Origin of the sequence: Pseudomonas mucoides, from assembly GCF_015461845.1 — a bacterium.
In the GTDB taxonomy this organism is placed as follows: Bacteria; Pseudomonadota; Gammaproteobacteria; order Pseudomonadales; family Pseudomonadaceae; genus Aquipseudomonas; species Aquipseudomonas mucoides.
The window spans coordinates 13,941-40,505 of the sequence record NZ_JACOPW010000007.1 but is presented as its reverse complement, the minus strand read 5'-3'; the positions used below and the strand labels follow the sequence as shown (position 1 = coordinate 40,505).

The window sequence follows — 26,565 nt, the reverse complement described above, 5'->3', positions numbered from 1 at the left end:
CCTTGAAGAGTCGGTTCTCTGTGGGAGTGAGCCTGCTTGCTCCCACAGAAAGGGGGGCGTTTACTTGATGGTCGAGTAGTCGACGCCGTACCACTTGTCCGACAGCTTGGTCAGCGTGCCGTCCTTGTGCATTTCGCCGATGATTTCACCCAGCTTGGCCTTCAACTCCGGGTCACCCTTGTCGGTGGCAACGGCCAACGGTTCGTAAAACACCACACCGTTGTCGACGGCGCGCAACGGATAACCCTTCTTGACGGCGGCATCCAGCGTGCTGCGTTGCGTGAGGATCGCATCCAGACGGGTACCGTCGCCCAGGCGCAGGTCGTCGAGTGGGCCGACGGAGCCGGAGTAAGTCTTCATTTTCTCGGTTTTGACGTCGTAGACAACGGGCGGCACGTCGGTGGTTTCGATGGCCAGCGCCTGGCTGAAATAATCCTCGGACGTGGTGCCGCCTTCGACGCCGATGGTTTTGCCATTGAGGGCTTTGTGGTCGGTGACCGTGGATTTGTTGTGCACTGCAAACACATAGGGAACGTAGTAATAGGTGCCCGGGAAATCGAGAATCCGCGCACGACTTTTGGTCGCCGTCATCGAGCCCACAGACACGTCCCAGCGGCCATTCCACTTGCCTGCGGTAATCACGTCCCAGTCGGGTGTGATGAATTTGGCCTCGACGCCGAGACGCTTGGCGATCTCTTTGGAAACATCAATGTCAAAACCGTCGATTTCGTTTTTGTCATTGATAAACCCCTGCGGTGGCCAGGTCGCCGAGGTGGCGACGGTCATCGTCTTGCTGCTCTGGATCTTGTCCAGCACGGCGCCGGCATTGGCGACGCCGACAAACAACAGTGACAGGGAGGCTGCGAGGGTGATTGCGCGTTTTCTACTGAGCATGTCCATCTCCACTTTTCGTTATTGTTATGCGGGGGGTAAAGCGCTTCTCAGTGACCGATGATTTGCGACAGGAATTTCTGCGCGCGTTCGGTCTGCGGGTTGTTGAAAAACTCGGCCGGGGTGGCTTGTTCGATGACCTGGCCCTGGTCCATGAACAACACACGGTCCGCGACTTTGCTGGCGAAGCCCATCTCGTGGGTCACACAGATCATGGTCATGCCGTCGGTGGCCAGTTCGCTCATGACGTCCAGCACTTCATGGACCATTTCCGGGTCCAGTGCGGAGGTCGGTTCGTCAAACAGCATCACTTTGGGATTCATGCACAGCGCCCGCGCAATGGCCACGCGTTGCTGCTGACCGCCGGACAGTTGCGACGGATATTTGTGCGCGTGTTCGGCAATGCGCACGCGTTCGAGGTAAAGCTGTGCGCGTTTTTTCGCCTCGGCAGACGACACGCCTTGCACCAGTTGCGGGGCCAGGGTCAGGTTGTCCATCACACTCAAGTGCGGGAACAGGTTGAAGCTCTGAAACACCATGCCGATTTCGCTGCGCACGGCGCTGACACTTTCCGCTTCGCTGGTGAGGGTGATGCCATTGACCTGGATGTGGCCTTTCTGGAAATTTTCCAGGTGGTTGATGCAGCGGATCATTGTCGACTTGCCCGAACCCGACGGTCCGCACACCACCAGGATTTCGCCAGTGGCGACTGTCAGGTCAACATCGCGCAAGGCGTGAAAATTGCCGTACCACTTGTTCAGGCCGGTGATCGAAATCATTGAAGGACCGGGATTTACAGTCGCAGCCAGGTGAAGCTGTTCAGCGGTATTGGTTCGAGTCATCACGTATCAGCCCCTTGCCGTGGAACGGTTGACCCGTTTTTCGATCCGCGCCTGCACCCGTTCGAGAATGAACGACAGCGCCCAGTAAATCATTGCCGCAGTAATCAGCATCTCCAGGTGGCGGAAGTCTGCACGGCCCTGGGTCTTGGCCAGGTACATCAGTTCCCAGACACCGATCACCGACACCAGCGAACTGTCCTTGAGCATGGCGATGAATTGATTGCCGGTCGGTGGAATGATCACCCGCAAGGCCTGGGGCATGATCACGCGGCTGAGGGTTTTGAACGGGCTGATGTTCAGCGCTCGTGACGCTTCCCACTGACCGACCGGAATGCTCTGGATACCGGCACGGAAAATTTCGGTCATGTAGGCGCCGTAGCACAGCGACAGCGCCAGAATGCCGGCCGGCACGGCGTCAACCACATAGCCGAGTTGCGGCAGACCCAGGTAAATCAGGTAGATCTGAATCAGCAGCGGTACGCCACGAAAGAACGAGGTGTAGAACGACGCGAGCGCATTGGCCAGGCCGTTGTTCGACAGCTTCGCCACCGCGCCGATCAACGCCAGTACAAACGCGATCACAATGGCCACGGCAGAGATGTACAAGGTGGTGGCGGCGCCCTGGATGATGAGGAAACCGACCTTGTCGAGAATGAAACTGTAGGAGAGGTCGAAGGTGTCGAAGAACGCCAGAAACAGAATCAGCAACTCGACCCACACCACCGTGGTTTGTACCTTGAACTTCAACCGCCCGAGCACATGGAAGTTCAGCGTGCCCAGTGCAGCGATGCCCAGGCCAATGGCAATGTTGCGAGCGGTCAGGCTGTCCGGGGCATTGCCCAGCAGCGGTTGCAGAAAATGACTGAGGGCGCTGTTACCCAGGTTCATCAGGTAGGAGCCAAGAAACAGCACCACGGCTACGCCGAGCAGGAATTGAGGATCGTTAGACTTTTTCTTATAAATTATATTGTCGTGATACATGACTGCCTCGGTTTGTAGGTGGTGACGATCTCGCTAGGTAAAGGGGGTTTTGGTCAGTATTGCGACGCGAATTCAGGGACAACAAGCGACCATAATTCGCTATGTCAGTCCCTGAGCTCATTTTGCTGTCAGGACAGTTTCGCGAGGCAGGCCTCAAGGATGTCCAGCCCTTCCTCGAGCACGGAGGCTTCGGTGGTCAGCGGTGCCAGCAGGCGGATGATGTGGCGCGACTTGCCGCTGGGCATCAGCAGCAAGCCTGCCTCTCGTGCCAACGCCAGCAATTGCGTCAACTGGGCCGGCGCCGGTGTGCCGTCGGCATGGGCCAACTCGATGCCGCGCATCGCGCCAATACCGGTCAAGCGCCCCAGATACGGTGAAAGTTTGCTGGCGCGCCAGGCTTGATATCGGCTGACGATCGCTTCTTCCTGCTGCGCGCCCCAGGCTTGCAGGTTGGTATCCGTCATTTCATCCAGCGTCGCCAACCCGGCAGCGCAGGCGATGGGATTGCCCGAGTAAGTGCCGCCCAGACCGCCCTTGGGCAACGTGTCGAGCAATGCCTTGCGCCCGACCACCGCGCCCAGCGGCACGCCGCCGGCAATGCTTTTGCCCAGCAGGATCAGGTCTGGCTCAATGCCCAGCCGCGAAAACGCAAAACGCTCGCCAGTGCGGCCGAAGCCGGACTGGATTTCATCGGCGATCAGCAGGATGTTCTTTTCATCGCAGAACGTGCGCAGCGCTTGGGCGAACTCCACGTCCATCGCGAGGAAGCCTGCTTCACCCTGCACCGGTTCAACGATGAAGCAGGCCACGTCTTCAACATCGATTTCGACGCTGAACAGTCGGTCCATGGCCTTCAGCGCTTCGGCGCAGGTCACGCCGTTGTCCTTGCTCGGGTAGGGCAAGTGAAACACCGGACCGGGCAGCACGCCGACTTTCTGTTTGTAGGGGGCGACCTTGCCATTGAGGTTGAGGGTGGCGAGGGTGCGGCCGTGGAAGGCGCCGTCGAAGGCGATCACGGCGGTGCGCCCGGTGGCGCCACGGACGATCTTCAGGGCGTTTTCCGCTGCTTCCGCGCCGCTGTTGGTGAGCATGCCGCTGACCGGGTAATCCACCGGAATGAACGCGCTCAGGCGCTCCATCAGTTCGAGGTAGGGCACATGCGGGGCGGCGTTGAACGCGTAGTGGGTCAGGCGGGTGGCTTGTTCGCGAATGGCCTCGACGATGCGCGGGTGGCAATGGCCGAGATTCAGTACGCCGATGCCACCGACGAAGTCGATGTAGCGTTTGCCATCGGTGTCCCAGACCTCGGCATTTTTGCCGTGGCTGAGCGTGACAGGATGAACGATGTTGATCGACCGGCTGATGGATTCGCTGCTCATGGATGACCGACTCTGAAGAAGGGATGCTTCTTTTTATCTAAGCCGTGAGCAGCGGTTTGGGGCAAACGAAATAAAGTGGCCGGGTCAATCTTAAAAGTCGGGATGTGCAGTCAGGCGTGAATCAGCGGCGAGTGAGCGGTTGCTGAGTGAACTTCACACCAGCCAGCCCATGAGCAATCAGCGCGCGGATATTGCCGTGGTCGCTGCCTTCAGGCGTTGCCACCACCGAGCGGTAATGCTCGCCAAACGCCAGCAGCGCTTCTTCATCGCTCAAGCCCTCCAGCAGCGCCAGACCCAGGGTCTTGCACGAACCTTCGTTCTGACCGGCTGCGTTTTCCACACCACCGTTGTTGAAGGCCTGTGGCTGATAGTCGTAACCGGCGGCGATGAAGGCCAGGGTGTCGGCAAAGGCGTGTTCGCCACTCTTGAGGCTGGCGCGCAGGGTGTTCAAATCACTCATTGGGTTTTCCTTTGGCGAACGCCGCTTGTTGTTCGGCGCTGGCTTCTTGCTGGTATTGGGCTTTCCATTCGGCGTACGGCATGCCGTACACCACTTCGCGGGCGTCATCGAGGCTGACGTCGATCTGGCGTTCGTCGGCGGCGGCCTTGTACCACTTGGACAGGCAGTTGCGGCAGAAACCGGAGAGGTTCATCAGGTCAATGTTCTGCACATCCTTGCGGCTGTCCAGATGCGCTACCAGTCGGCGAAAGGCGGCGGCTTCAAGTTCCAGGCGTTGTTGATCGGTCATGGGGGCCTCTGCGAGGCAGCTTCAAGCGGCAAGCTTCAAGCTGCAAGATGGATTGCGGTGGCTTGTAGCTTAACGCCTGAAGCTTGAAGCTTGAAGCTTGAAGCTTGAAGCTTAGCGGCTTGCCGCGAGCGTAATCGACACCGATTCGGCGAATCGCAGGGCGTGAGGTTTATCGACTTCAACCTCGGCGTACAGCACCGACGTGTTGGCCATGACCAGATCGAGGATTTCCTGGGTCAGGCGTTCCAGCAGGGCAAAGCGATTGCCTTCAACGTGGGCGATGATTGCCTTGGTGATGGTGCGGTAGTTCAGCGCGTGATCGATGTCGTTGTCGCGCACTGCTTCCTGGGCCGCATACAGGATGGTCAGGTTGATCAGCACATCCTGCTTGTTGAGGATTTCATCCTCGTTGATTCCGATGTAAGTCCGCAGGCACAGGTCCTTGACCCGGATGCGTGCCATGCCTGGTTGAAGTTGTGGCATTACGACGTGCTCCGTCCAATCAATTGCAGGAACTCCTGGCGGGTGTTGCTCGACTCGCGAAAGGCGCCGAGCATCACCGAGGTGTTCATGGTTGAATTCTGTTTCTCGACACCGCGCATCATCATGCACATGTGTTTGGCTTCGATGACCACCGCGACGCCTGCCGCGCCGGTCACCTGTTGCACCGCATCGGCAATTTGCCGGGTGAGGTTTTCCTGGATTTGCAGGCGCCGGGCGAACATGTCCACCAGTCGCGCAATTTTCGACAGGCCCAGCACCTTGCCCGTTGGAATATAAGCCACATGGGCCTTGCCGATGAAGGGCAGCAGGTGATGTTCGCAGAGCGAGTACAGCTCGATGTTGTCGACGATGACCATTTCATCGTTGTCAGAGGCGAACAGCGCACCATTGACGATCTCTTCAACACTTTGTTCGTAACCATGGCAGAGGTACTGCATGGCTTTGGCTGCGCGCACCGGGGTGTCGATCAGGCCTTCGCGATCCGGGTTTTCACCAAGACCGATGAGGATCTCGCGGTAGCTTTGGGACAGTGCGTTCTGGGGCAGGATCAGCGTCATGGAACATCCTCGCGGGGCATCTTATTTGAGGTGCCTTCCGCCATTGACGGTCAGGGTGGTGCCGGTGACATAAGGGTTGTCGAGCAAGTAGCGCAGGCTCTGGTAGATCACTTCGCTGCCAGGTTCGATGCCCAGCGCGGACTTGGCCAGTGCCTTGGCGCGGTAAGCCGCGTCGTCCTCGGGGTTGAACATTAGCAGGGCGGGCGCGATACCGTTGACCTTGATTGTCGGCGCATATTTCGCGGCGAAGGACAGGGTCAGGCTGTCGAGCCCGGCTTTGCTGGCGCAGTAGCCGATGTGCCGGCTGCTGCCCTTGCGGGTCACGTCATCGCTGATGTGCACAATGTCCGCCGGGTGCGAGCGTTGCAGCAAGTCGGCACAGTGCAGGTTGATCAGGTAAGGCGCAAGCATGTGCACGCTGAACATGCGGGTGAAGGCAGCGGCGTCGTTGTCCGGTGTTTCGCTCAGCCATTCGGAGGCGTTATGGACAATCGCCCGCAGGCTGTCAGTGTGGGTTTTCAGCTCGCTGATGAACGCCAGGATCCCTGCTTCAGTGGAAAAGTCGGCAAACACAGCGAGAGCGCCCAGATCGCGCAATGCCTGGACGCCCGGGCGTTCGCTGCGGTAGCTGAAGATCACCCGTTGGCCGTCTTTGATCAAACGCTGCGCACAGTGCAGGCCGACACGCTGGCCGGCACCGGTGACGAGGATTGGGGCTGCGGAAGAGGTCATGAACGGCTCGCGTCGCGGTAAGAGCAAAACTATACCAGCGACGGGAGGCGTGTACCTATGTTGGTGACGGCTTAGCGGTTCTGTGTGGAAGGCTGGACAGTCAATGGCCGTGCCGGTGTGCTATTCAGCCAGTTGGCCAGCAGGCGGGTCGACAACGGAATGAAGAAGTAGACCATCAACGGCGTCAGGCACAGCGTGCTGACAAGCACCCGTGGCAGCAGGCTCACTTCGTTCAGCAAAGGCCCCAGGATAAAGTTGAACAACAGGGACACTGGAAAGAACGCCAGCCAGATCGCTACCGCCTGTTTCCAGCGGGGCGGGCGCTGACCGACCGCGCCGAACCAGCCCTCGATCCCGCTGACGCGATGTTCCGTCTTGTGGGCAAACAGGTCACTGCCGCGTGCCAGCCAGGCTGTGCGCGACGCAGAGTGTTCCCAGGCGTGCATGGTCTGCTCATCGGCAAAGCGGAAAATAATCTGGAATTCGTCATCGTCGGGCGGCGGAGCGAGCACGCCAGAGCCCAGATAACCGGGAAAATCGGTAGCCAGTTGCTCGCCTTCGCGCAACCAGGCCATCAGGTCTTGATAGCGCCCTTCGGCCACGCGGCGCGCAACCATCAGGGTGACGGGTGAGGTAGACATCATGTATCTCCGTGAACGTTTGCGGTACACCGGGTAGGCGTTTCGCCAGGCACAGCACCGGGGTGGTGGGCTGCGACTTGAGACAAGCAAGGATTATTCCTGATTATGGCCAAGCCCCCAACATTGTTTGTCGTTAATAAATGCCTTGAAAAGTCCGGGAGGGGGAGGGTTAAATGGGATCCAATTTGACCAGGGACGTCGATTTTCTGATGCCGGTACTGACTGACGCTACATCTACTACCGCGCAGGTGAAGCTTTCCATTGAGCAGGAAGAGCTATTTCCAATTCGAGAGGTCGCGCGTCTGACGGGGATCAACCCGGTTACGCTGCGTGCCTGGGAGCGGCGTTATGGTCTGATCCAGCCTTTGCGCACCGAAAGTGGGCATCGCTTGTACTCGATGGCCGATATCGAGCGCGTTCGTAGCATTCTCGACTGGGTCGAGCGCGGCGTCGCAGTCAGCAAGGTTGGCAAGATCCTCGCCAAGATCGAACCGCTCAAGGCGCTGGCGCAGATCATTCCGAACGAACTCGTTCAGGCTGACTACACCCAATGGCAGGAACAAGTCCTGGCCGCGGTGAAGGCCTTTGACGAGTTGCAGTTGGAGCAGGTTTATGGGCAGATCTTCTCCAGCTACCCGCTCTCAGTGGTGTTCGAGGACATTTTGCTGCCGCTCTGGAAGCAATTGCTGCACCACCATGAAGCCTTCGGCCTGACCAGCAAGTGGCTTTTTCTGGACGGCTTTCTACGTTCTCGCGTGTTGCAAAGGCTGCTGCTGGTGCGTGTCATGCAGCCACGTCGAATCATCGTCTGTGCATTGGCCGACCAGGCCCGTGAGCTGGAAGTCCTGATCACCGCGCTGTACTTGAGCAGTGTCGATTCGGCAATTCAGGTGCTGGCGATTGGTCAGCCCTTCGACGAGTTGACCCTGATCTGTGAGCGGGTCAAACCCCAGGCGTTGGTGTTGGTGTCCAATCACGCGCCGACCGCAGAATTGCCCCGGCGGCTAAATCGCCTGGCCATGAGCCTGGATTGTCGATTGTTGCTCGCCGGCGACACGTCGGAACTGGCTCAGGAAAGCCTGGCCGGGTCATCGATCGGTTGTCTGGGGAATGAGGGGACGGTGATGCGCCAGCGTCTGAAACAGTTCCTGGCGGGAAATCTGGATACCTGAGATTCAGATATGTAGGGCGGGGTGTGTCAGGCGATGTTGCTGAAGGATATACTGGCGCAGACGTTCGGTTTCGTCCTTGTCAGACTGGCTCAACTCGTAGGCGTAAAAGCCCTGTTCGGTTTCACGCTCAAAGCTGCCGCGCAATGCAATCCGTTCATAGCCGGACGGGCTGAACCACAAGGCAAAATGCTTGGGTGGCTTGGTCTTGTTGCGGACTTCCAGCAAAACCCCTTTGCACGACACTTCATGCACATACATCGTGCCTGGCTGGCCTTTGGCGTTTTCCAGCGCCACCGGTTCTTCCAGGACCAAGCGCCAAGGACGGACCATTGGCCCGTCTTCGTAAATGCTTGGCACACCCAGACGCAAATGCAGCGCATGAAACTCGTCTTCCACCAGGTGGAGGGGGAAGGTCATTTGCTGGTTTTCGAAATTGGCCTGGATGGTGACTTGCTCATGAGCGGCGAGGCGCGTGAGCAAATCACGTATCTGCGAACCACCGTTGACGAGCAGGCTCGACGTCGCATCCCGCACATTGAGCTGCGGGTTGTGTTGCATGGTCTGGATGAAATCCAGCTCATCCTGAGTGAGGAGTGCGTCGCGCTGCATGGCTTGCTCGAAAGGTATAGTTACAAAGTCATTGGTGATTGTAGTTAATGACACTTAATTCGCAGTTTTGTTTGCGCCGTTCGTCGCTTTCAGCGCAGATAGTTCGGCGAGCGCCTCGGCCAACTGTGATTCCAGTTGCGCCACGCGCTGCTGTGCTTTGACTTGCGTCGTGACGTCCTTCTGCACACCGACGAAATAAGTCTGCCCGTCGTTCGGGTCTTTCACTGTCGATAGCGAGAGTTCATTCCAGAAAGGCGTGCCGTCCTTGCGGTAGTTCCTGAGGATTTCCCGGCAGGATCCTTCCTTGTTCAATGCGTCGCGTATGGTTGGAAGCGCTTCCTGATCCCGGTCGCCCGACTGCAAGAAACGACAATCCTGATAGAGGATTTCTTCGCTGGTGTAACCCGTCAGTCGTTCGAACGCCGGGTTGACGTAAATCAGGATCTTGTCCTGCTCGCCTTCCTTTTCGGCGATCACGATGCCGTCGTTGGAAGCGTTGATCACCATTTGCAGCAGTTGAGCATTGATCATCGGAGAGTCCTTTCCGGTTTGAGGGTGTGTTGCATTCTAAAAGAACAATGCAGGTCCTGCTGTTAATATCCGGTCTTTCACTCAGTTTCAGGATCAGATTGATGAAAGTCGCCATTATTTCCGGCTCGGTGTACGGCACGGCTGAAGAAGTCGCCCGTCACGCCGCAAAAATTTTGAACGCTGCCGGTCACGAAACCCTGCACAACCCGCGCGCGTCACTGGCCGATGTCCTGGCTTTCGAACCGCAAGCGTTTCTGGCGGTGACGTCGACCACCGGCATGGGTGAATTGCCGGACAACCTGCAACCGTTGTATTCGATGATTCGCGATCAACTGCCCGGCGCCTGGCGCGGCCTGCCGGGAGCGGTCATCGCCTTGGGCGATGCGAGCTATGGCGATACGTTCTGTGGCGGCGGCGAACAAATGCACGAATTGTTCGGTGAGCTGGGGCTGCGTGTCGTACTGCCGATGCTGCGTCTGGACGCCAGCGAAACAGTGACCCCGGAAACCGATGCCGAGCCCTGGCTCAAAGAATTGGTCAGCGCTTTGCGCTGAAGATGAGGCTCGTCATACTTCTGACGAGGCAACTGAGTCTGTTCGCTACAGGGTTACTGGCGTCGGTCCTTTGACATGGATCCAGACTCATTGCGCCGCTGACTCGCTAGGCCATCAAGCTGGCTGCCAATGCAACTACACGAAGACCGGGGGCTGACTAGACTGCTGTGACGACAGCAGAACAATAAGAACAGGAGGTCTTGCCGTGAATGTTGCTCCCGTCCAGTCACCCCACAGTGTCAAAGGTCAGGTCAGTGCCGCCGAGTGGCAAACTCGCGTCGATCTCGCGGCCTGTTATCGTTTGGTCGCCGCGCATGGCTGGGACGATCTGATCTTTACGCACATCTCGGCCAAGGTGCCGGGCACCGAAGATTTTCTGATCAACCCGTTCGGGCTGATGTTTCACGAAATCACCGCGTCAAGCCTGGTCAAGGTCGATCAGGCCGGCAACAAGTTGATGGACAGTCCTTACGAGATCAACCCGGCGGGTTACACCATTCACAGCGCCGTGCATGAAGTTCGCCACGATGTGGTGTGCGTACTGCACACCCACACCGCGGCGGGTGTTGCAGTCTCGGCGCAAAAACAGGGCATTCTGCCGATCAGTCAGCAATCCTTGTTTGTCCTGTCCAGCCTGGCTTACCACGCGTATGAAGGCGTGGCGCTGAACCATGAAGAGAAGGCACGCCTGCAAGCCGACCTCGGTGAAAACAATTTCCTGATGCTGCACAACCACGGTCTGCTGACCTGTGGTGGCACCATCGCCGATACGTTTCTGATGATGTTTACCTTCCAGCGCGCCTGCGATATTCAGGTGCTGGCGCAGAATGGCGGCGCCGAATTGATCGCCATCCAACCGCAGATTCTGGCGGGCGCCAAGGCGATGATCGCCGGCGTGACCAAAAGTGCTCAAGGGATGGGTGGCGCGCTGGCCTGGCCGGCGCTGCTACGCAAACTCGATCAACAAGACCCGGGTTATAAACTCTAATGCCACTCGCCGAGATCCCCCTGTGTGTCTGGCGCAAACGCGGCCAGACGTTCGTATTCCGTGGCCAGACCATTCGCTATTGGACGGCCGGGCAGGGTGAGCCGCTGTTGCTCATTCATGGCTTTCCGACTGCCAGTTGGGATTGGCATTACTTGTGGCAGCCACTGGCGCAACGCTATCGAGTGATTGCCTGCGACATGCTCGGTTTCGGCGACTCTGCCAAACCGGTGGACCACGAATACAGCCTGCTCGAACAGGCGGACTTGCAACAGGCGTTGCTGGCGCATTTGAGTGTCACCCAACCGGTGCACGTGCTGGCTCACGACTATGGCGACAGCGTGGCGCAGGAACTGTTGGCCCGGCATTACGAAACCCGCATTCACCTCGCCAGTTGTGTGTTCCTCAACGGTGGCCTGTTTCCCGAAACCCATCGTCCGCTGCTGGCGCAAAAGCTGCTGCTCAGCCCCTTGGGCTGGATGATTGGCCGCGCCTTCACGCGTGACGCGCTGGTGAAGAGTTTTCGGCAGATTTTCGGGCGGATGACCCGGCCGACTGAAAGTGAGATGGATGATTTCTGGGGGCTGGTCGAGAGCAATCACGGCCCACGAATCATGCACAAGCTCATCACCTATATCCCGGAGCGGCGAGTCCATCGCGATCGTTGGGTCGACGCCATGCAGCGCGGTGAAGTGCCGTTGCGTGTCATTGATGGCGAGGTCGACCCCATTTCCGGTGCACACATGGTCGCGCGCTATCGGGAGCTGATCCCCAATCCGGACACGGTTCTGCTGGCCGAGATTGGCCATTACCCACAGACTGAAGCGCCGGTGCAGGTGCTCAAGCACTATCTGGAGTTTCGTGATCGGCTGATTTTGCCGCCGCGCAGGTTCGCGTACTCCTGATTATCCCCCTGCCTTATCGGGCACCATTCAGCCTCACCCCTATTCATTGTGACCCGCAGCGCCGTGCCTGACACTCGGGCTTATTGTCCCTGGCCTGCTGGAGTTCTCCCCATGAATGAGTCTGTGCGCTTCGAAGATAAAGTCGTGATCGTCACCGGTGCAGGCGGCGGCCTGGGCCGGGCACACGCGCTGCTGTTCGCCAAACAGGGCGCCAAAGTGCTGGTCAACGATCTCGGCGGCTCGGCGCAAGGTGAGGGTGCCAACGCGTCCGCAGCAGATCGCGTGGTCGCCGAGATTCGTGAGGCTGGCGGTATCGCCGAAGCCAACCATGATTCGGTTACCGACGGCGACAAAATCGTCCAGCACGCGCTCGATGTTTTCGGCCGTGTCGATGTGGTGGTCAACAACGCCGGGATCCTGCGCGACAAGACTTTCCACAAGATGGATGACGCCGACTGGGACCTGGTTTACCGCGTCCACGTCGAAGGCGCCTACAAAGTCACCCGCGCCGCCTGGCCGCACATGCGCGAGCAAAACTATGGCCGCGTGATCTTCACCGCGTCGACCTCGGGCATCTATGGCAATTTCGGCCAGTCCAACTACGGCATGGCCAAACTCGGCCTCTACGGCCTGACTCGCACCCTCGCTATTGAAGGGCGCAAGAACAACATTTTGGTCAACGCCATCGCTCCGACTGGCGGCACGCGCATGACCGAAGGCCTCATCCCGCCGCAAGTGTTCGAACAACTCAAACCGGAACTGGTCAGCCCGCTGGTGGTGTACCTGGCCAGTGAAAACTGCAAGGAGACTTCCGGTTTGTTTGAAGTCGGTGGCGGCTGGATGGGCAAGGTGCGCTGGGAACGCAGCCTCGGTGCCGGGTTCGATCCGCGGGTGGGGTTCTCGCCGGAGGATGTAGCGGCGCAGTGGGAGCAGATTTGTGATTTCGAGGGCGCGGCGCATCCTAAGGACAATATTGAAGCGCTGAAGGAAATGATGGGAAATTTGCAGAAGTATTCGCTTTGATGGAGGCCAGCAAGGTCACTGTTGATGACCTTGCTGGTGCTTAGTGTTCGGAGCTGCAGCGATAATCAAGGAAAGTACTTGCGAACCAATGCGGCCAGATTCGCCGCCGTTTGCACGTCCATGATTCCGTCGTATGTTTGAGGGCGAAAGTGCAACTGAAAGGCTCGAACCAGTTGCATGAAGCCTTGATCGGTAGACGCATTTGAAACGTCATAGCCATAGGTTTTGAACTGCTTGAGCAATTCGGTTCGGGCTGGAATGCCGGTTTCGTTGTATTGCTGAAGATAGGCGTCGCGGGTGGTATCGTCGAACCAGGCACCAATGCCTTTCAAGTACAGGGCCTGCCAGGGAAACTTCGGCCCTGGGTCACTCTTGCGGCCGACCGCAACGTCAGAGTGGCCCAAGACGTGGGTCGGGCGGATATCCGGATAGCGCTCAAGAATGTTCAGCGCCAGATCTTCAATCGCAGCAATTTGTTCTGGCTGATACGGCGGGAAATTGAACACCCCTTGGCTGAACGTCGCCAGGTTAACGATTTCGACACCGATAGACGTGTCGTTCAGGTTGCTGCGGTTACCCCACTGACTGACACCCGCATGCCAGGCACGTTTGGTTTCGTCGACGAGGCTGAAGACCTCCTGCCCGGTGTAACCGGCGTTCAAGTAACTCGGATCGGTGATGTCCGGAACCAGATAATGTGCGCTGACATTCGGGCCGGTCAATGCATTGACCGAACTGGAGAAGTTGCCGGCCGTGTAGTGAAAAATCAGAAAACGTACGCGACTGTTGGAACTCTGGGTGGCGTGGTGTTTGTTGTAGATGACGGGTTTCATGAAAAAACGGCTCTTGGTTAAATTGAAGTCAGCCGTAGTTAGTATTGATGGCTGAGCTGTAATTAACCTTAATAGCTGTTGCGCTTCGCGTGTTTACTGAGTCCTGTAGTCGCTTTCCGAAGTCTGTGTAGGGGGGCGATAAATAGAGTTGAACTGCCACCGATAGCCGCGCACTCGATTAGCGAAAAGGTATATAGAGAACTGTCTGCAACTCTGCTCGTTTGTCAGTCTACTAATCTTGGAATGTCGCCCATAAAAAAGGCCGCTGCAAACGCAGCGGCCAAGTAAGACGTTGGATCAGGAGCTACAAATCAACGTCTGTGTACACGGGGCGATCAATCGAAAAAGCGTCGATTCATCTGGATTCTGTCGCCGATGGCGTGGGTTGATCACACGCCATGGCTTCGTGCTGTCCGGCGGTTCACCGTGAAAGCCCGGCAAGAATAAGCCGTTGAGCCCAAAGGAAAAATAGCGATTCGCGACATGCAGTGTTGCAGCCTGAGTAACAGTCCCGGTTGGCCACACCCAGGTAGCAGCTGCCTCGCGTTGCTCCGCAGCTGCTACAGGTCGGTGGTCGCCAGGCCCATGCGTCTGGCTGATAACCCTCCATCCAGCCCATCGATGCCCGGCGCAAAGCCGCGGCCCGTCTGGCCATTCATCCTTTAGAGGTACACCGCGAATACCTCCTTGGTGCGCTTATCGCTCCCCGGTTGCGGCAGTAGGGTGGGGCCTTCTGTCACTCACCGGGGAAGACGCATGACAAAAACAACAATGCGCGCCATCTTCAAACCGCAAGCGCTGGCCGCTGCGGTGGCCTTGGGTTGCTGTGCCCAGGCGCAGGCTGTTTCATTCAATATCGGCGAGATCGAGGGCACGTTTGACTCCTCACTGTCCGTCGGCGCGAGTTGGGGCATGCGCGATGCCGAGAAATCGTTGGTGGGCACCGTCAACGGCGGGACCGGGCAGTCGTCGACCGGGGATGACGGACGGCAGAACTTCGGGAAGGGCGAAACCTTTTCCAAAATCGTCAAGGGCATCCACGACCTCGAACTGAAGTACGGCGACACCGGTGTGTTCGTGCGGGGCAAGTATTGGTACGACTTCGAATTGCAGGATGAAGATCGTCCGTTCAAACAAATCAGCGACCACGGCCGCAAGGAAGGCGCCAAGTCTTCCGGCGCGCAAATCCTCGACGCCTTCGTTTATCACAACTACTCCATCGCTGAGCTTCCGGGCAGCGTGCGCGCCGGCAAGCAAGTAGTGAGCTGGGGTGAAAGTACCTTCATCGGCAACTCGATCAACAGCATCAACCCGATCGACGTTTCTGCGTTCCGTCGCCCCGGTGCCGAGATCAAGGAAGGCCTGATCCCCGTGAACATGCTGTACGTTTCCCAAGGCCTGACGGATCAGCTCTCGGTCGACGGGTTCTACCAACTGGAGTGGGACCAGACCGTTCTCGACAACTGCGGCACGTTCTTCGCTGTCGACGTGGCGGCGGACGGTTGCAACAACAACTACACCGTCGGCAGCCCGGCGATTGCTCCTTTGGCGCCGCTGGCAGCCGCGTTTGGCCAACCGATTCAAGTGACCCGCGAAGGCGTGGTCGTTCCCCGTGGTGGCGACCGCGATGCGCGGGACTCCGGGCAGTGGGGCACCGCATTGCGCTGGCTCGGTGATGACACCGAGTACGGCCTGTACTTCATGAACTACCACAGCCGCACACCGACGGTGGGCACCGTCACGGCCGGCGCGTCGACACTGGCCAGCTTGCCGGGCATGGTCGGTATCGCCAACCGTCTGGCACCCGGTAGCGGTTCGGGGCTGGCGCAGAGCGTGATGCTCGGTCGCGGCCAGTACTACCTCGATTACCCGGAAGACATTCGTCTGTATGGCGCGAGCTTCTCCACCACCTTGCCGACCGGCACGGCGTGGAGCGGTGAGATCAGCTATCGCCCGAACGCCCCGGTACAGGTCAACACCAACGACCTGACCCTGGCCTTGCTCAACCCGATTGCCGGTGGTGCTGCATCACCGATTGCCACCACGCCTGGCGCTGACAACAAAGGCTACCGCCGCAAGGAAGTCACGCAAATCCAGAGCACCCTGACGCAGTTCTTCGATCAGGTACTGGGTGCGCAACGACTGACCGTGGTGGGCGAAGCGGCCGTGGTTCACGTCGGTGGTCTGGAGGGGCGCAGTCAGCTGCGTTACGGCCGCGACTCGGTGTACGGCCAGTACGGTTTCGGTGGCGACACCGAAGGCTTTGTCACCTCGACCTCGTGGGGCTACCGCGCCCGGGCAATCCTCGATTACGCCGACGTGTTCGCCGGGGTCAACCTCAAGCCCAACCTGTCCTGGTCCCATGACGTTGCCGGTTACGGCCCCAACGGGCTGTTCAACGAAGGCGTCAAGGCGGTCAGTGTCGGTGTCGATGCCGACTATCGCAACACCTATACCGCGAGCCTCAGTTACACCGACTTCTTCGGCGGTGACTACAACGTCCTCGAAGACCGCGACTTCGTGGCGCTGAGCTTCGGCGTGAACTTCTGATCTGGCTGAGAAGGATGATTTCAATGCGCAAGATGATTCTGCAATGCAGCGCCCTGGCCCTGAGTTTGCTGGCCGCCAACGTGATGGCGGCAGTGTCGCCGGAAGAAGCCAACAAACTCGGCACCAGCCTCACGCCGCTGGGGGCCGAGAAGGCCGGTAACGCCGACGGCTCGATCCCGGCCTGGACCGGTGGCCTTCCAAAAAACGCTGGCGCGGTGGACAGCAAAGGCTTTCTCGCTGACCCGTTCGCCAGCGAAAAACCGCTGTTCGTGATCACCCCGGCGACCGTCGACAAGTACAAGGACAAACTGTCGGAAGGCCAGGTGGCGATGTTCAAGCGCTACCCGGAAACCTACAAGATCCCGGTCTACCCGACCCATCGCACCGTGGCCGTGCCGCCGGAAATCTACGAGTCGGCCAAGCGCAGTGCGCTGAACGTGACCACCATCAACGATGGTAACGGCCTGGCCGGTTTCACCGGCAACCGCTACTACGCGTTCCCGATTCCCAAGAACGGCGTCGAAGTGATGTGGAACCACATCACCCGATACCACGGCGGTAACCTCAAACGCATCATCACCCAGGTGACCCCGCAAACGAACGGCAGCTACACGCCGATCCGCTTCGAGGAAGAAATCGCCGTCCCGCAACTGATGAAGGACCTGGATGCGGACAAGTCCGCCAACGTGCTGACCTTCTTCAAACAGTCGGTCACCGCGCCAGCGCGTCTGGCGGGTAACGTGCTGCTGGTGCACGAAACCCTCGATCAGGTGAAGGAACCGCGTCTGGCGTGGATCTACAACGCCGGCCAGCGTCGTGTACGTCGCGCCCCGCAAGTGGCCTATGACGGCCCGGGCACCGCCGCTGACGGTCTGCGCACCTCCGACAACTTCGACATGTTCTCCGGTGCGCCGGATCGCTACGACTGGAAACTGATCGGCAAGAAGGAAATGTACATTCCGTACAACAGCTACAAACTCGACTCGCCAAACCTCAAATACGACGACATCGTCAAGGCCGGGCACATCAATCAGGACCTGACCCGCTATGAACTGCACCGTGTCTGGGAAGTGGTCGGCACGGTCAAGCCGAGCGAGCGCCACATTTACGCCAAGCGCCACATGTACATCGATGAAGACAGTTGGCAAGTGGCGCTGGCGGATCACTACGACGGTCGCGGGCAACTGTGGCGAGTGGCTGAAGGGCATGCTCAGTATTACTACGATCACCAGACTCAGGCGTACACGCTGGAAGCGCTCTACGACATCATCGCCGGCCGATACATCGCGCTGGGGATGAAGAACGAAGAGAAGCACAGTTTCGAGTTTGGCTTCGAAGCCAAGATCGCCGATTACACGCCATCGGCGCTGCGTGCGGAGGGGGTTCGGTAAGGGCTTTATCCATTCACCGTGCAAAAGGCGACCGATGGGTCGCCTTTTTTATGGCTGTCGATCAACGCCCTGAATACTTCTCAACAAGCGGGTTAGACAGGTCTAGGGTGGCCTCACAATTATAAAAAGGCACGCTGCAATGACCGCCATGACTCCGTGTCTGGACCGTTCCGGATTCCTGCCCCGTCTGTCTTCTCATCACCTGTCGCGTGAGCGCTTGAGCGAGCCGTTGCTGGCGTCTACCGCGCGGGTGAAATTGATCTGCGCACCCGCTGGCAGTGGCAAGTCGGCGCTGCTTGCCGACTGCCTGTTGCAGGCGCCGCCGCAGTGCCGGGTGTGCTGGTTGCCGTTGTCGGGCAGGGTGATGAGCGCGGCGGATTTTCGTCAGAGCGTGGCAGAAGCGCTGGGGCTGGCTTCGTCAGAAGAGCCGGCGATGCTGGGCGCGATGGCTCGATTGCAAGTGCCGACCTGGCTGTTTCTCGATGACTATTGCCGCGTTCCGAACCCGGAACTCGATCAGCTGCTGGATCGCATGCTGGCCGTCAGCAGCCCGGCGCTGACCTGGTGGCTGGGCGCCCGCCGTCGCCCGCAATGCAACTGGCCGCGGTTGCTGCTCGATGACGAATTGTACGAATGCGAGCGCGCCACGCTGGCCTTCAACCAAACCGAGGTTGCCTCGCTGTTGCGCCACCTGACACCGGCCGATGCAAGCACCGCCGCCAGCAAGATTATCCAGCTCAGCGGAGGTTGGTGTGCTGGAGTACGCGTTGCGCTGCTGCAAAAATGCGACTGGTCGCGTAACGACCCGCATCACAGCCGACCTGACACATTGCTCGATTACCTCGAACACGAACTGTTTACCAGCCTGACCCCTGAGTTGACAGAGGCCTGGCGGGTGCTCGCGCATTTGCCTCGCTTCAATGCACGTTTGTGCGATCACCTGTTTGGCGCAGGGGAGGGCGCGCAATGCCTGAAGACGTTGCAGGATCTGGGGGGCTTTATCGAGCCCTGGCAGGACTCGGCCGACTGGCTGCAGATCTTCCCTCCACTCATGCAATTGATGCGAGATGAACAATGGCCGGCCGGACGTTCCTGGCATCGCCGCGCCTGTCAGTGGTTCGCCGCTGAACTGGATTGGAAAGCGGCGTTCGAGCAGGCCCTGCTGGCTGAAGAGTTTGAGGTCGCGGTGAGTCTGTTGCAGCACTTCAGTTTCGAGCATTTGTTCGAGGAGCAGACGGTCGTGCTGTTGTTGCGTTTGTATGAGCATCAAGGCGCAGAGCTTATGTTCGGCTCAGCGCAATTGGTCGGTTTGATCACTGCGGCATTGTTGTTTGCCGGACGATTCGAGCAAGCCGCCGATTGCATCGAACAGTTGTCGCGCTTTACCCCACAACCCTCGGCGGTCCAGCAGCGACAACTGATCGCACGGTGGCAGGCGCAGCAGGGCTGGTTGCTGCATTTGCAAGGGCGTATGGAGGGCTCGCGCGCGCATTTTCTTGAGGCGCTGAGCGAGCTCTGTCCTGACCTGTGGACCGTGCGCTTGATGTGCCTTTCGGGTCTGACGCAACAGGCCCTGCTCAGGGGGGAGCTCGAAGTGGCGCAGGCGATAAACCGCGATGCGTTGTGCCTGGCGCGGGCGCAAGGCTCGCTGGTTTTCGAAGGGCTGCTGGAGCTCGATCATGCGCAATTGCTGGAGCAACGTGGAGCCCCTCAACGAGCCGACCAGTTGCTCGCCAACGTTCAGGGCTTGCTCACTCAACAGCCGCGGATCGCCGAGCCCCTGCTCGGGCGAATTGCCTTGCACCGTGGGCGCTTGAGTTTGTGCCAGGGCCTGGATGCGCAGGCTGCCGCGTATTTCGAAGCGGGGCTGCTCATCTGTTTGCGCAACCACGACAAACGGGTGCTTTACGGTTTCCTCGGTTTGGCGCAGGTGGCGGCCAATCAGCGCGACTACGCCCAAGCCTTTGTCCAGCTGCGCGATGCCGAGCGCTTGATGCAGCAACGGCAGATTCCTGACACCGTTTACCGCGGTGTGCTGTTGCAGATCAGCAGTCAATTCTGGCTTCAGCAGGGGCGCCCGGAACTGGCTCATGAGGCGCTCAGTCGTGTACTGCGCCACTATCGTGGTCCGCATGCGAGGCAGGCGCCTCCCGCGACCCTGATGTTGATTGCGCGTATCGATTATCTGTTGGTGTTGGCAAAGGTCGCTCTGCATCAGGCCAAAGACCCGCTGAACCATTTCGCCCAGGCACTTGAGCAGTCGCAACGCGCAGGGATGCGGGCGCTGGAGGTTGAATTGCTGTTCGCCGCGGCTGAAGTCGCGTGGCAGAACGGTGACATGGTCGGCGCCCGGGATGGGTTGCGCAAAGGATTGAATCTCTCCAGGCACCATAGCCTTCACCAGGCGCTCAGTGAGTTGCAATTGCGTCAGCCTGATCTTTTGCCGGTACTGGAGGAGGCTTGGGACCGTTCGGAAAAAAATCTGCCGGTGAGTGAAATCAATCCACTCAGTCTGCGTGAAGTGGAAGTGCTCAAGCTGATTGCGCTGGGCAATTCAAATCAACAAATAGCCGAGCAGTTGTTTATCTCCTTGCACACGGTGAAAACACATGCACGGAGAATTCACGGGAAGTTGGGTGTGGAGCGCCGGACGCAAGCGGTTGCGAAAGCCAAGAGTGTCGGTTTGTTGGATTGAGCGAAAGACTGTTTGCTATTGGGCACGAAGCTCACGGCGTGCAAAGAGCCGGTTCTGCTATAAAACTATCTTCTGGCGAAGGGGTTTACGAATTCTGGCTTGAAGGTGCGCGCATCACGGGAGGGTATGTTTTTGGTGAGGGGCATGTGAAGTTCGCCTATGTCCCGAATTCGCCCGGCAAAGCCTTTATCTGGGTCGGTGATTTATCCAAGGCTATCGAGAACGATCGCATTTTGGGTGAGCATCTTCTGAGTCTGGCCGGTTTGCGTGGGAGGGACAGGGTCGGCGCTTACATCAGCAAGTCCGGTGATCCGCGAGGTTCGCAGCCAGTGCCCGGGTTAGGCGGTACTTATCCGGTCTACAACTTCAAGGCCGAATACGAAAGCCTGATTGATCGCTCGCTTGATGATCTGGATGTGCTGACCACTTCGCCAGCCGAAGCGTTCTGGCAGGAGACAAAGATTCTTCTCGAAGTGGCATTGGATGTGATTTCAATCTTTGTCCCGCCGGTGGGTTTCGTTGTCAGCGTGTTGAAGATCAGTCATTCGATCGTGCAAGGCATCATTGCATCCAGCCATGGCGACTCTGCAGGCGCCAATGCGCATTTTGCTACCGCGTGGCGTGGGGCAATCGTCATGTACCTGGGTAAAGTCGCCTCGGTAGGATCGGCGGCCTCAGCACTTGGCCTGCTGTCCACAATCAGGGATCTGAGCGACGTGCTCTCCGCCGTCACGGGCGTGCCGGTTGGAATCAGTTATGTCACGGCGGTGGCTGTGCCGCACTGGACCCCCGAGAGTACGACCCACGTGATCGGTTGACGGTCGGACCCACATCCAGGCGTTATCCCGAGGATGATTGATCGGAGCTGATCAGCTCCGGTCTTGAGACATCGGTGATGCCTCATACCCCATCCGCCAGCTCACGGCCCGCGTCGCCGCCAGCAATCGCTGCGCCGCCGGGCCGTTTTCGTCGGCGTGAAACAACGAGGTCGGGCCGACAATGGTCAAGACCGCCGCGACATTCCCCACGGCGTTGAATATCGGTGCCGACAAGGCATCCACCCCTGGCATCAACAACCCATGCACATGATGCAGGCCGCGCTCGCGGATCTGTTCGCACAAGGCCGTATAGGCTTGATCGTCCGCCAAGATATGGTCCGTGGCGTTGTGCAGTTCCTGATTGCGCAAGTCCACGGTTTCCCGTTTCGGTAGATAAGCGCCAAACACCAGGCCAGTGGACGAACTGAGTAATGGCAGCACCGAACCCAATTGCGTCACCACGGTTACCGCACGCACCGCCGGTTCGATGTGGACCACGGTCGCGCCCTGATTGCCCCACACCGCCAGAAAACAGGTTTCATTCAGCTCATCGCGCAGCTCGGCCAGGGGCAGGGCGCCGACTTTCAGCACGTCCATACTGTTGAGTGCAGCGAGCCCGACACGCAAGGCTTCACGGCCGAGACCGTAATGGTTGGTGGCCGGGTTCTGCTCGGCAAAGCCGCTGGCGATCAGCGCCTGCAAATAACGATGAACCTTGCTGGCCGGCATCTGCACGTGTTCGGCCAGGCGCGACAGGGAGGTCGAGGGCGACAGCTCGGCCAAGGCCTTGAGGATGTCAGTGCCGACCTCGGCCGAGCGGACTTTCTGTTTGTCGTTGTTGCGCGGCGTTTCCATGGAGGCGGTCTGATCCCGGGACGAATGGGCGTCTTTATAGCTTGACGGTCAATACCAATCAAATTACGTTATGCGTAATCAGATTACGATAAAAATAACCCTGGCGTGCCGAACCTCTGCAACAGAGTGACAGGCCATCGCCTAGTCCCCGTTCAGGAGGCTCCATGAACCCTGATTCAACCGCGCCAGCGCTGGCTTATCAGTCCGGCTTCGGCAATGAATTCAGCAGTGAAGCGTTGCCCGGCGCACTGCCCGTCGGCCAGAATTCCCCGCAAAAAGCCCCGTATGGCCTCTACACCGAATTGTTCTCCGGCACTGCGTTTACCATGGCTCGCAGCGAAGCGCGGCGGACCTGGATGTACCGCATACAACCATCGGCCAATCATCCGGCGTTCGTCAAACTGGAGCGGCAACTGGCCGGCGGCCCATTGGGTGAAGTGACCCCCAACCGCCTGCGCTGGAACCCGCTGGACATCCCGACCGAGCCGACCGATTTCATCGATGGGCTGGTGAGCATGGCGGCCAACTCGGGCGCGGAAAAACCGGCCGGAATCAGCATCCATAGCTATCGCGCCAACCGCTCCATGGAGCGCGTGTTCTTCAACGCCGACGGTGAAATGCTGTTGGTGCCTGAGCTTGGCCGTTTGCGCATTGCCACTGAACTTGGCGTGCTGGAGCTGGAGCCGCTGGAGATCGCCGTGCTGCCGCGCGGGTTGAAATTCCGCGTCGAACTGCTCGACCCACAAGCGCGCGGTTACATCGCCGAGAACCATGGCGCGCCATTGCGTCTGCCGGACCTGGGGCCGATCGGTAGCAATGGCCTGGCTAACCCGCGGGACTTCCTGACGCCGGTTGCGCACTACGAACACCTCAAGCAACCGACCACCCTGGTGCAGAAATTCCTCGGTCAGTTGTGGGGGTGTGAGCTTGATCATTCACCGCTGAATGTGGTCGCCTGGCATGGCAATAACGTGCCGTACAAATATGACCTGCGCCGTTTCAATACCATCGGCACGGTTAGTTTTGATCACCCGGACCCGTCGATTTTCACGGTCCTGACTTCGCCAACCAGCGTGCATGGTCTGGCCAACCTCGACTTCGTGATCTTCCCGCCGCGCTGGATGGTCGCCGAGAAAACCTTCCGTCCACCGTGGTTCCACCGCAACCTGATGAACGAATTCATGGGCCTGATCCAGGGCGCTTACGATGCCAAGGCCGAAGGCTTCGTGCCCGGTGGCGCGTCCTTGCACAGTTGCATGAGCGCTCACGGCCCGGACGGCGAAACCTGCACCAAGGCCATCAACGCGGAGCTGGCGCCAGCGAAAATCGACAACACCATGGCGTTCATGTTCGAGACCAGCCAGGTCCTGCGCCCGAGCCGTTTTGCCCTCGACTGTCCGCAACTGCAAACTAATTACGATGCCTGCTGGGCCACGCTGCCCGCCACTTTCGACCCGACCCGGAGATAACCCATGACTCAGACTTCCATCACTCGTAGCTGGGTTGCCTCTGCCAACGGCCATACCGATTTTCCGCTGCAAAACCTGCCATTGGGCGTGTTCAGCGTGAACGGTTCGGCCCCGCGTAGCGGCGTGGCGATTGGCGACCATATCTTTGATCTGGAGGCGGCACTGGATGCCGGCCTGTTCGACGGCGCAGCCAAAGCCGCGGTCGAAGCGACCCGTGGCGGTCAGTTGAATGCTTTTTTCGAACTCGGTCGCGAAGCACGTGTTGCCCTGCGTGAACGCTTGATCGAACTGTTCAGGGACGGCAGCACGCTGCACGGCAAGATCGAAGCCCAAGGCGCAAAACTGCTGCCATTGGCGGCTGATTGCACGATGCACCTGCCGGCGAAAATCAACGATTACACCGACTTTTATGTAGGCATCGAGCACGCGCAAAACGTCGGCAAACTGTTCCGCCCTGACAATCCGCTGCTGCCGAACTACAAGTACGTGCCGATCGGCTACCACGGTCGCGCCTCGACCATTCGCCCGTCGGGCACTGACGTTCGTCGTCCGAAAGGGCAGACCCTGCCGGCCGGTCAGACCGAACCAACGTTTGGCCCGTGCGCACGTCTGGATTATGAACTGGAACTGGGTATCTGGATCGGTCAGGGCAATGAGATGGGTGACTCGATTGCCATCGGTGACGCTGCCGATCACATCGCCGGTTTTTGCCTGCTCAATGACTGGTCGGCGCGTGACATTCAAGCCTGGGAATATCAGCCGCTTGGCCCGTTCCTGTCAAAAAGCTTCATCACCAGCATCTCGCCGTGGGTCGTCACTGCCGAAGCGCTGGAGCCGTTCCGTCGCGCCCAGCCTGCGCGCCCTGAAGGTGATCCGCAGCCGCTGCCGTACCTGTTCGACAAGCGCGACCAGGCTGCTGGCGGTTTCGACATCGAGCTGGAAGTGCTGCTGCTCACCGAAGGCCTGCGCGAGCAAAACCTGCCGGCCCATCGCCTGACGCTCAGCAACACCCAACACATGTACTGGACTGTGGCGCAAATGGTTGCACACCACAGCGTCAACGGCTGCCAGTTGCAGGCCGGCGACCTGTTCGGTTCGGGCACCTTGTCCGGTCCGGAAAACGGTCAGTTCGGCAGCCTGCTGGAAATCACCGAGGGCGGTAAAAAGCCGATCGAGCTGGCATCGGGCGAAGTGCGTAAATTCCTTGAAGACGGCGACGAGATCATCCTGCGTGGCCGTTGCCGCCGTGAGGGTTTCGCGTCCATCGGTTTCGGCGAATGCCGCGGCAAAGTACTGCCGGCGCGTTAAGAGGATCGGGTGATGGAACTCTATACCTACTACCGTTCGACTTCGTCCTATCGGGTGCGTATTGCGCTGGCGCTCAAGGGCCTGGATTACCAGGCCCTGCCGATCAACCTGATTGCATCGCCAGGTGGAGAACATCGTCAGCCGGCCTACCTGAGCATCAACCCGCAAGGCCGGGTGCCGGCCTTGCGCACGGATGAAGGCGACCTGTTGATTCAGTCACCGGCGATCATCGAGTACCTCGAAGAACGTTATCCACAGGTGCCGCTGCTGTCCAAGGACCTAGCCGCCCGTGCACACGAGCGCGGTGTGGCGGCGGTGATCGGTTGCGATGTGCATCCGTTGCACAACGTCAGCGTGCTCAACAAGCTGCGCCAGTTAGGTCATGACGAACCGCACGTGGTGGAGTGGATCGGGCACTGGATCAGCCAGGGGCTGGCGACGGTGGAGCAGTTGATCGGGGATCAAGGGTATTGCTTTGGCGATGAGCCGGGATTGGCGGATGTCTATCTGATCCCTCAGCTGTACGCGGCCGAGCGATTCAACATCGCCCTCGAAGCGTATCCACGGATTCGCCGGGTCGCGGCGTTGGCAGCCACGCATCCAGCGTTCATCAAGGCCCACCCGGCCAACCAGCCGGACACCCCATAAAGCCTCACTCGATCAATATGTGGGAGCGGGCTTGTGGCAGGCATAAATGCAGGCCATACCGAAATCAAACTGTAGGAATGAGCCTGCAGGGGTTCTCAGTGGACGATTGAGTTGGGCGGCAGGTGCCCCAGGCGTTCGGTCAGGCGAATCCGCTGGATCGGGTCGTCACTGAGCAACAGCGCATGCTCCAGATCGAAACGCTCGGCATTCGGGCAGTCCAGGCGCTGATAGAGGCTGGCCCGGGCCAGGTAATCGGCGGCGCTGGCATCGCCCAGTTCCAGCACTCGTTCGGCGTCGACCAAGGCGCCTATGTAGTCATCGTGGGAGAGGTGCAGTTGACGCAGGTTTCGCGACAGGCGTTGCAGCATCTGCACCGGGTCTGCCGTCAGTAAATGGTCGGCGCCGAGTTTCATGTTCGGACCGTACTGACGTTGCAGCAGCTCCCGGCAGTCGTTGGGGTACAAACGACGTCCGCCACAAGGGTCCAGCAGGTGGTCGGCGCCCGGCACCCGCAGCAGGAAGTGCCCGGGGAAGTTGACCCCCACCAGCGGGATCTCCAGGCGTTTGGCCAATTCCAGCGCAATCAGGCCCAGGGACAGCGGCTGGCCGCGCCGCAGTTCCAGCACTTTATTGAGCAGGGCCACTTGCGGGCGTAGCGGCGTGAAGTCGTCCTGCGCGAACCCCAGGTCATTCATCCGCCGCAACAACGGCTGGGCCAGCTCGCTGACCGGTAACATCGGCAAGCCATGGCTGACTTGCTGTGTCAGGTCGCTGAAGTCGGCCAGCACGGCCTCGGGATTCAGCCTTGAGTCGTGCTCGACCGCCATCCACAGCGCCGCTTCGAACAGCGCGGGCGGTGAACGTTGCAGGCAATCGAAGAAGCGTTGGCGGGGCGTCATCAAAATCTCCGGCAGATGCCTCGTTTTAGCCCCGTCTCCGGCAT

Annotated in this window: 27 protein-coding genes; 12 read left to right on the top strand and 15 right to left on the bottom strand. The window is 59.2% G+C overall.

Annotated elements, in window-relative coordinates; translation table 11 throughout:
* Positions 1 to 60: 60 nt before the first annotated feature.
* The 10 genes from H8F22_RS25080 to H8F22_RS25035 all read right to left on the bottom strand — a co-directional run bounded on the left by H8F22_RS25080 (position 61) and on the right by H8F22_RS25035 (position 7,276).
* Positions 61 to 894: a transporter substrate-binding domain-containing protein gene (locus H8F22_RS25080; protein WP_027924558.1), complete on the bottom strand. Its 834-nt coding sequence runs from the start codon at positions 892 to 894 to the stop codon at positions 61 to 63.
* A 47-nt stretch (positions 895 to 941) separates the two neighbouring features.
* A complete protein-coding gene (locus H8F22_RS25075; protein ID WP_032833571.1) occupies positions 942 to 1,670 on the bottom strand; it encodes an amino acid ABC transporter ATP-binding protein in 729 nt (242 codons plus the stop codon).
* 69 nt (positions 1,671 to 1,739) lie between these two features.
* Positions 1,740 to 2,714 carry an amino acid ABC transporter permease gene (locus H8F22_RS25070; protein WP_027924560.1) on the bottom strand — a complete coding sequence of 325 codons (975 nt, stop codon included), beginning with the start codon at positions 2,712 to 2,714 and terminating at the stop codon, positions 1,740 to 1,742.
* A 128-nt stretch (positions 2,715 to 2,842) separates the two neighbouring features.
* Positions 2,843 to 4,093 carry a 2-aminoadipate transaminase gene (locus H8F22_RS25065; RefSeq protein ID WP_027924561.1) on the bottom strand — a complete coding sequence of 417 codons (1,251 nt, stop codon included), beginning with the start codon at positions 4,091 to 4,093 and terminating at the stop codon, positions 2,843 to 2,845.
* A gap of 121 nt (positions 4,094 to 4,214) precedes the next feature.
* Positions 4,215 to 4,553: a HopJ type III effector protein gene (locus H8F22_RS25060; protein ID WP_027924562.1), complete on the bottom strand. Its 339-nt coding sequence runs from the start codon at positions 4,551 to 4,553 to the stop codon at positions 4,215 to 4,217.
* Entirely contained in the window at positions 4,546 to 4,842 is a 297-nt protein-coding gene (locus H8F22_RS25055) for a DUF1244 domain-containing protein (protein WP_007944633.1), read from the bottom strand. The genes H8F22_RS25060 and H8F22_RS25055 overlap by 8 nt, the downstream gene beginning before the upstream one ends.
* Before the next feature lie 111 nt (positions 4,843 to 4,953).
* The gene (gene folX / locus H8F22_RS25050; RefSeq protein ID WP_027924563.1) at positions 4,954 to 5,325 is read right to left on the bottom strand and encodes a dihydroneopterin triphosphate 2'-epimerase; all 372 of its coding nucleotides are present in this window, start codon (positions 5,323 to 5,325) and stop codon (positions 4,954 to 4,956) included.
* Positions 5,325 to 5,903, bottom strand: coding sequence for a GTP cyclohydrolase I FolE (folE, locus tag H8F22_RS25045; RefSeq protein WP_027924564.1), 579 nt, complete (start codon positions 5,901 to 5,903; stop codon positions 5,325 to 5,327). The genes folX and folE overlap by 1 nt, the downstream gene beginning before the upstream one ends.
* Before the next feature lie 21 nt (positions 5,904 to 5,924).
* Positions 5,925 to 6,635: a dihydromonapterin reductase gene (gene folM, locus H8F22_RS25040; RefSeq protein WP_194940801.1), complete on the bottom strand. Its 711-nt coding sequence runs from the start codon at positions 6,633 to 6,635 to the stop codon at positions 5,925 to 5,927.
* Between the two features lie 71 nt (positions 6,636 to 6,706).
* Positions 6,707 to 7,276: an antibiotic biosynthesis monooxygenase gene (locus tag H8F22_RS25035; protein WP_027924566.1), complete on the bottom strand. Its 570-nt coding sequence runs from the start codon at positions 7,274 to 7,276 to the stop codon at positions 6,707 to 6,709.
* Positions 7,277 to 7,449: 173 nt separating this feature from the next.
* On the opposite strand from H8F22_RS25035, the gene H8F22_RS25030 reads away from it, so the two are divergent.
* Complete coding sequence (locus tag H8F22_RS25030) at positions 7,450 to 8,448, top strand: MerR family transcriptional regulator (RefSeq protein ID WP_059181605.1); 999 nt, start codon at positions 7,450 to 7,452, stop codon at positions 8,446 to 8,448.
* A gap of 3 nt (positions 8,449 to 8,451) precedes the next feature.
* Here H8F22_RS25030 and H8F22_RS25025 read toward each other — a convergent pair whose 3' ends face one another.
* Positions 8,452 to 9,057, bottom strand: a complete 606-nt coding sequence (locus tag H8F22_RS25025) for a hypothetical protein (RefSeq protein WP_027924568.1) — start codon at positions 9,055 to 9,057, stop codon at positions 8,452 to 8,454.
* 54 nt (positions 9,058 to 9,111) lie between these two features.
* Positions 9,112 to 9,588 carry a PAS domain-containing protein gene (locus H8F22_RS25020; RefSeq protein WP_059181604.1) on the bottom strand — a complete coding sequence of 159 codons (477 nt, stop codon included), beginning with the start codon at positions 9,586 to 9,588 and terminating at the stop codon, positions 9,112 to 9,114.
* 101 nt (positions 9,589 to 9,689) lie between these two features.
* Between H8F22_RS25020 and H8F22_RS25015 the strand changes: the two genes are divergently transcribed.
* The 4 genes from H8F22_RS25015 (at position 9,690) to H8F22_RS25000 (ending at position 13,055) form a co-directional block, all read left to right on the top strand.
* Entirely contained in the window at positions 9,690 to 10,142 is a 453-nt protein-coding gene (locus H8F22_RS25015; RefSeq protein ID WP_194940800.1) for a flavodoxin, read from the top strand.
* A gap of 205 nt (positions 10,143 to 10,347) precedes the next feature.
* Positions 10,348 to 11,130, top strand: a complete 783-nt coding sequence (locus H8F22_RS25010) for a class II aldolase/adducin family protein (protein WP_059181602.1) — start codon at positions 10,348 to 10,350, stop codon at positions 11,128 to 11,130.
* Positions 11,130 to 12,032, top strand: coding sequence for an alpha/beta fold hydrolase (locus tag H8F22_RS25005; RefSeq protein WP_027924572.1), 903 nt, complete (start codon positions 11,130 to 11,132; stop codon positions 12,030 to 12,032). The genes H8F22_RS25010 and H8F22_RS25005 overlap by 1 nt, the downstream gene beginning before the upstream one ends.
* A gap of 111 nt (positions 12,033 to 12,143) precedes the next feature.
* Complete coding sequence (locus tag H8F22_RS25000) at positions 12,144 to 13,055, top strand: SDR family oxidoreductase (RefSeq protein ID WP_059181601.1); 912 nt, start codon at positions 12,144 to 12,146, stop codon at positions 13,053 to 13,055.
* A 65-nt stretch (positions 13,056 to 13,120) separates the two neighbouring features.
* On the opposite strand, the gene H8F22_RS24995 is transcribed toward H8F22_RS25000, so the two are convergent.
* Positions 13,121 to 13,888 (bottom strand): N-acetylmuramoyl-L-alanine amidase, encoded by a 768-nt coding sequence (locus H8F22_RS24995; protein WP_027924574.1) that lies wholly within the window; start codon positions 13,886 to 13,888, stop codon positions 13,121 to 13,123.
* 756 nt (positions 13,889 to 14,644) lie between these two features.
* On the opposite strand from H8F22_RS24995, the gene H8F22_RS24990 reads away from it, so the two are divergent.
* The 4 genes from H8F22_RS24990 (at position 14,645) to H8F22_RS24975 (ending at position 21,342) form a co-directional block, all read left to right on the top strand.
* On the top strand, positions 14,645 to 16,438 hold the full coding sequence (locus H8F22_RS24990; RefSeq protein ID WP_027924575.1) for a DUF1302 domain-containing protein: 1,794 nt from the start codon (positions 14,645 to 14,647) through the stop codon (positions 16,436 to 16,438).
* Between the two features lie 23 nt (positions 16,439 to 16,461).
* On the top strand, positions 16,462 to 17,829 hold the full coding sequence (locus H8F22_RS24985; RefSeq protein WP_027924576.1) for a DUF1329 domain-containing protein: 1,368 nt from the start codon (positions 16,462 to 16,464) through the stop codon (positions 17,827 to 17,829).
* A gap of 139 nt (positions 17,830 to 17,968) precedes the next feature.
* A complete protein-coding gene (locus H8F22_RS24980) occupies positions 17,969 to 20,524 on the top strand; it encodes a LuxR C-terminal-related transcriptional regulator (protein ID WP_027924577.1) in 2,556 nt (851 codons plus the stop codon).
* Entirely contained in the window at positions 20,521 to 21,342 is an 822-nt protein-coding gene (locus H8F22_RS24975; RefSeq protein WP_194940799.1) for a hypothetical protein, read from the top strand. The genes H8F22_RS24980 and H8F22_RS24975 overlap by 4 nt, the downstream gene beginning before the upstream one ends.
* Positions 21,343 to 21,393: 51 nt before the next feature.
* Here the strand turns inward: H8F22_RS24975 and H8F22_RS24970 are convergent, their stop codons facing one another.
* Positions 21,394 to 22,197 carry an IclR family transcriptional regulator gene (locus H8F22_RS24970; RefSeq protein ID WP_194940798.1) on the bottom strand — a complete coding sequence of 268 codons (804 nt, stop codon included), beginning with the start codon at positions 22,195 to 22,197 and terminating at the stop codon, positions 21,394 to 21,396.
* Positions 22,198 to 22,361: 164 nt separating this feature from the next.
* On the opposite strand from H8F22_RS24970, the gene hmgA reads away from it, so the two are divergent.
* The 3 genes from hmgA to maiA are packed head-to-tail and all read left to right on the top strand — an operon-like array spanning position 22,362 to position 25,622.
* Positions 22,362 to 23,666, top strand: a complete 1,305-nt coding sequence (gene hmgA / locus H8F22_RS24965) for a homogentisate 1,2-dioxygenase (RefSeq protein WP_194940797.1) — start codon at positions 22,362 to 22,364, stop codon at positions 23,664 to 23,666.
* 3 nt (positions 23,667 to 23,669) lie between these two features.
* Positions 23,670 to 24,974, top strand: coding sequence for a fumarylacetoacetase (fahA, locus tag H8F22_RS24960; RefSeq protein WP_027924581.1), 1,305 nt, complete (start codon positions 23,670 to 23,672; stop codon positions 24,972 to 24,974).
* 12 nt (positions 24,975 to 24,986) lie between these two features.
* A complete protein-coding gene (gene maiA / locus H8F22_RS24955) occupies positions 24,987 to 25,622 on the top strand; it encodes a maleylacetoacetate isomerase (RefSeq protein WP_027924582.1) in 636 nt (211 codons plus the stop codon).
* 95 nt (positions 25,623 to 25,717) lie between these two features.
* Here the strand turns inward: maiA and H8F22_RS24950 are convergent, their stop codons facing one another.
* Complete coding sequence (locus tag H8F22_RS24950; RefSeq protein WP_027924583.1) at positions 25,718 to 26,521, bottom strand: SirB1 family protein; 804 nt, start codon at positions 26,519 to 26,521, stop codon at positions 25,718 to 25,720.
* Positions 26,522 to 26,565: the final 44 nt, after the last annotated feature.

What these genes read in the sequence shown, in the direction of transcription:
- H8F22_RS25080 (WP_027924558.1), bottom strand. Translation starts at nt 894, where the DNA reads ATGCTCAGTAGAAAACGCGCAATCACCCTCGCAGCCTCCCTGTCACTG.
- H8F22_RS25075 (WP_032833571.1), bottom strand. Translation starts at nt 1,670, where the DNA reads ATGATTTCGATCACCGGCCTGAACAAGTGGTACGGCAATTTTCACGCC.
- H8F22_RS25070 (WP_027924560.1), bottom strand. Translation starts at nt 2,714, where the DNA reads ATGTATCACGACAATATAATTTATAAGAAAAAGTCTAACGATCCTCAA.
- H8F22_RS25065 (WP_027924561.1), bottom strand. Translation starts at nt 4,093, where the DNA reads ATGAGCAGCGAATCCATCAGCCGGTCGATCAACATCGTTCATCCTGTC.
- H8F22_RS25060 (WP_027924562.1), bottom strand. Translation starts at nt 4,553, where the DNA reads ATGAGTGATTTGAACACCCTGCGCGCCAGCCTCAAGAGTGGCGAACAC.
- H8F22_RS25055 (WP_007944633.1), bottom strand. Translation starts at nt 4,842, where the DNA reads ATGACCGATCAACAACGCCTGGAACTTGAAGCCGCCGCCTTTCGCCGA.
- folX (WP_027924563.1), bottom strand. Translation starts at nt 5,325, where the DNA reads ATGCCACAACTTCAACCAGGCATGGCACGCATCCGGGTCAAGGACCTG.
- folE (WP_027924564.1), bottom strand. Translation starts at nt 5,903, where the DNA reads ATGACGCTGATCCTGCCCCAGAACGCACTGTCCCAAAGCTACCGCGAG.
- folM (WP_194940801.1), bottom strand. Translation starts at nt 6,635, where the DNA reads ATGACCTCTTCCGCAGCCCCAATCCTCGTCACCGGTGCCGGCCAGCGT.
- H8F22_RS25035 (WP_027924566.1), bottom strand. Translation starts at nt 7,276, where the DNA reads ATGTCTACCTCACCCGTCACCCTGATGGTTGCGCGCCGCGTGGCCGAA.
- H8F22_RS25030 (WP_059181605.1), top strand. Translation starts at nt 7,450, where the DNA reads ATGGGATCCAATTTGACCAGGGACGTCGATTTTCTGATGCCGGTACTG.
- H8F22_RS25025 (WP_027924568.1), bottom strand. Translation starts at nt 9,057, where the DNA reads ATGCAGCGCGACGCACTCCTCACTCAGGATGAGCTGGATTTCATCCAG.
- H8F22_RS25020 (WP_059181604.1), bottom strand. Translation starts at nt 9,588, where the DNA reads ATGATCAATGCTCAACTGCTGCAAATGGTGATCAACGCTTCCAACGAC.
- H8F22_RS25015 (WP_194940800.1), top strand. Translation starts at nt 9,690, where the DNA reads ATGAAAGTCGCCATTATTTCCGGCTCGGTGTACGGCACGGCTGAAGAA.
- H8F22_RS25005 (WP_027924572.1), top strand. Translation starts at nt 11,130, where the DNA reads ATGCCACTCGCCGAGATCCCCCTGTGTGTCTGGCGCAAACGCGGCCAG.
- H8F22_RS25000 (WP_059181601.1), top strand. Translation starts at nt 12,144, where the DNA reads ATGAATGAGTCTGTGCGCTTCGAAGATAAAGTCGTGATCGTCACCGGT.
- H8F22_RS24995 (WP_027924574.1), bottom strand. Translation starts at nt 13,888, where the DNA reads ATGAAACCCGTCATCTACAACAAACACCACGCCACCCAGAGTTCCAAC.
- H8F22_RS24990 (WP_027924575.1), top strand. Translation starts at nt 14,645, where the DNA reads ATGACAAAAACAACAATGCGCGCCATCTTCAAACCGCAAGCGCTGGCC.
- H8F22_RS24985 (WP_027924576.1), top strand. Translation starts at nt 16,462, where the DNA reads ATGCGCAAGATGATTCTGCAATGCAGCGCCCTGGCCCTGAGTTTGCTG.
- H8F22_RS24980 (WP_027924577.1), top strand. Translation starts at nt 17,969, where the DNA reads ATGACCGCCATGACTCCGTGTCTGGACCGTTCCGGATTCCTGCCCCGT.
- H8F22_RS24970 (WP_194940798.1), bottom strand. Translation starts at nt 22,197, where the DNA reads ATGGAAACGCCGCGCAACAACGACAAACAGAAAGTCCGCTCGGCCGAG.
- hmgA (WP_194940797.1), top strand. Translation starts at nt 22,362, where the DNA reads ATGAACCCTGATTCAACCGCGCCAGCGCTGGCTTATCAGTCCGGCTTC.
- fahA (WP_027924581.1), top strand. Translation starts at nt 23,670, where the DNA reads ATGACTCAGACTTCCATCACTCGTAGCTGGGTTGCCTCTGCCAACGGC.
- maiA (WP_027924582.1), top strand. Translation starts at nt 24,987, where the DNA reads ATGGAACTCTATACCTACTACCGTTCGACTTCGTCCTATCGGGTGCGT.
- H8F22_RS24950 (WP_027924583.1), bottom strand. Translation starts at nt 26,521, where the DNA reads ATGACGCCCCGCCAACGCTTCTTCGATTGCCTGCAACGTTCACCGCCC.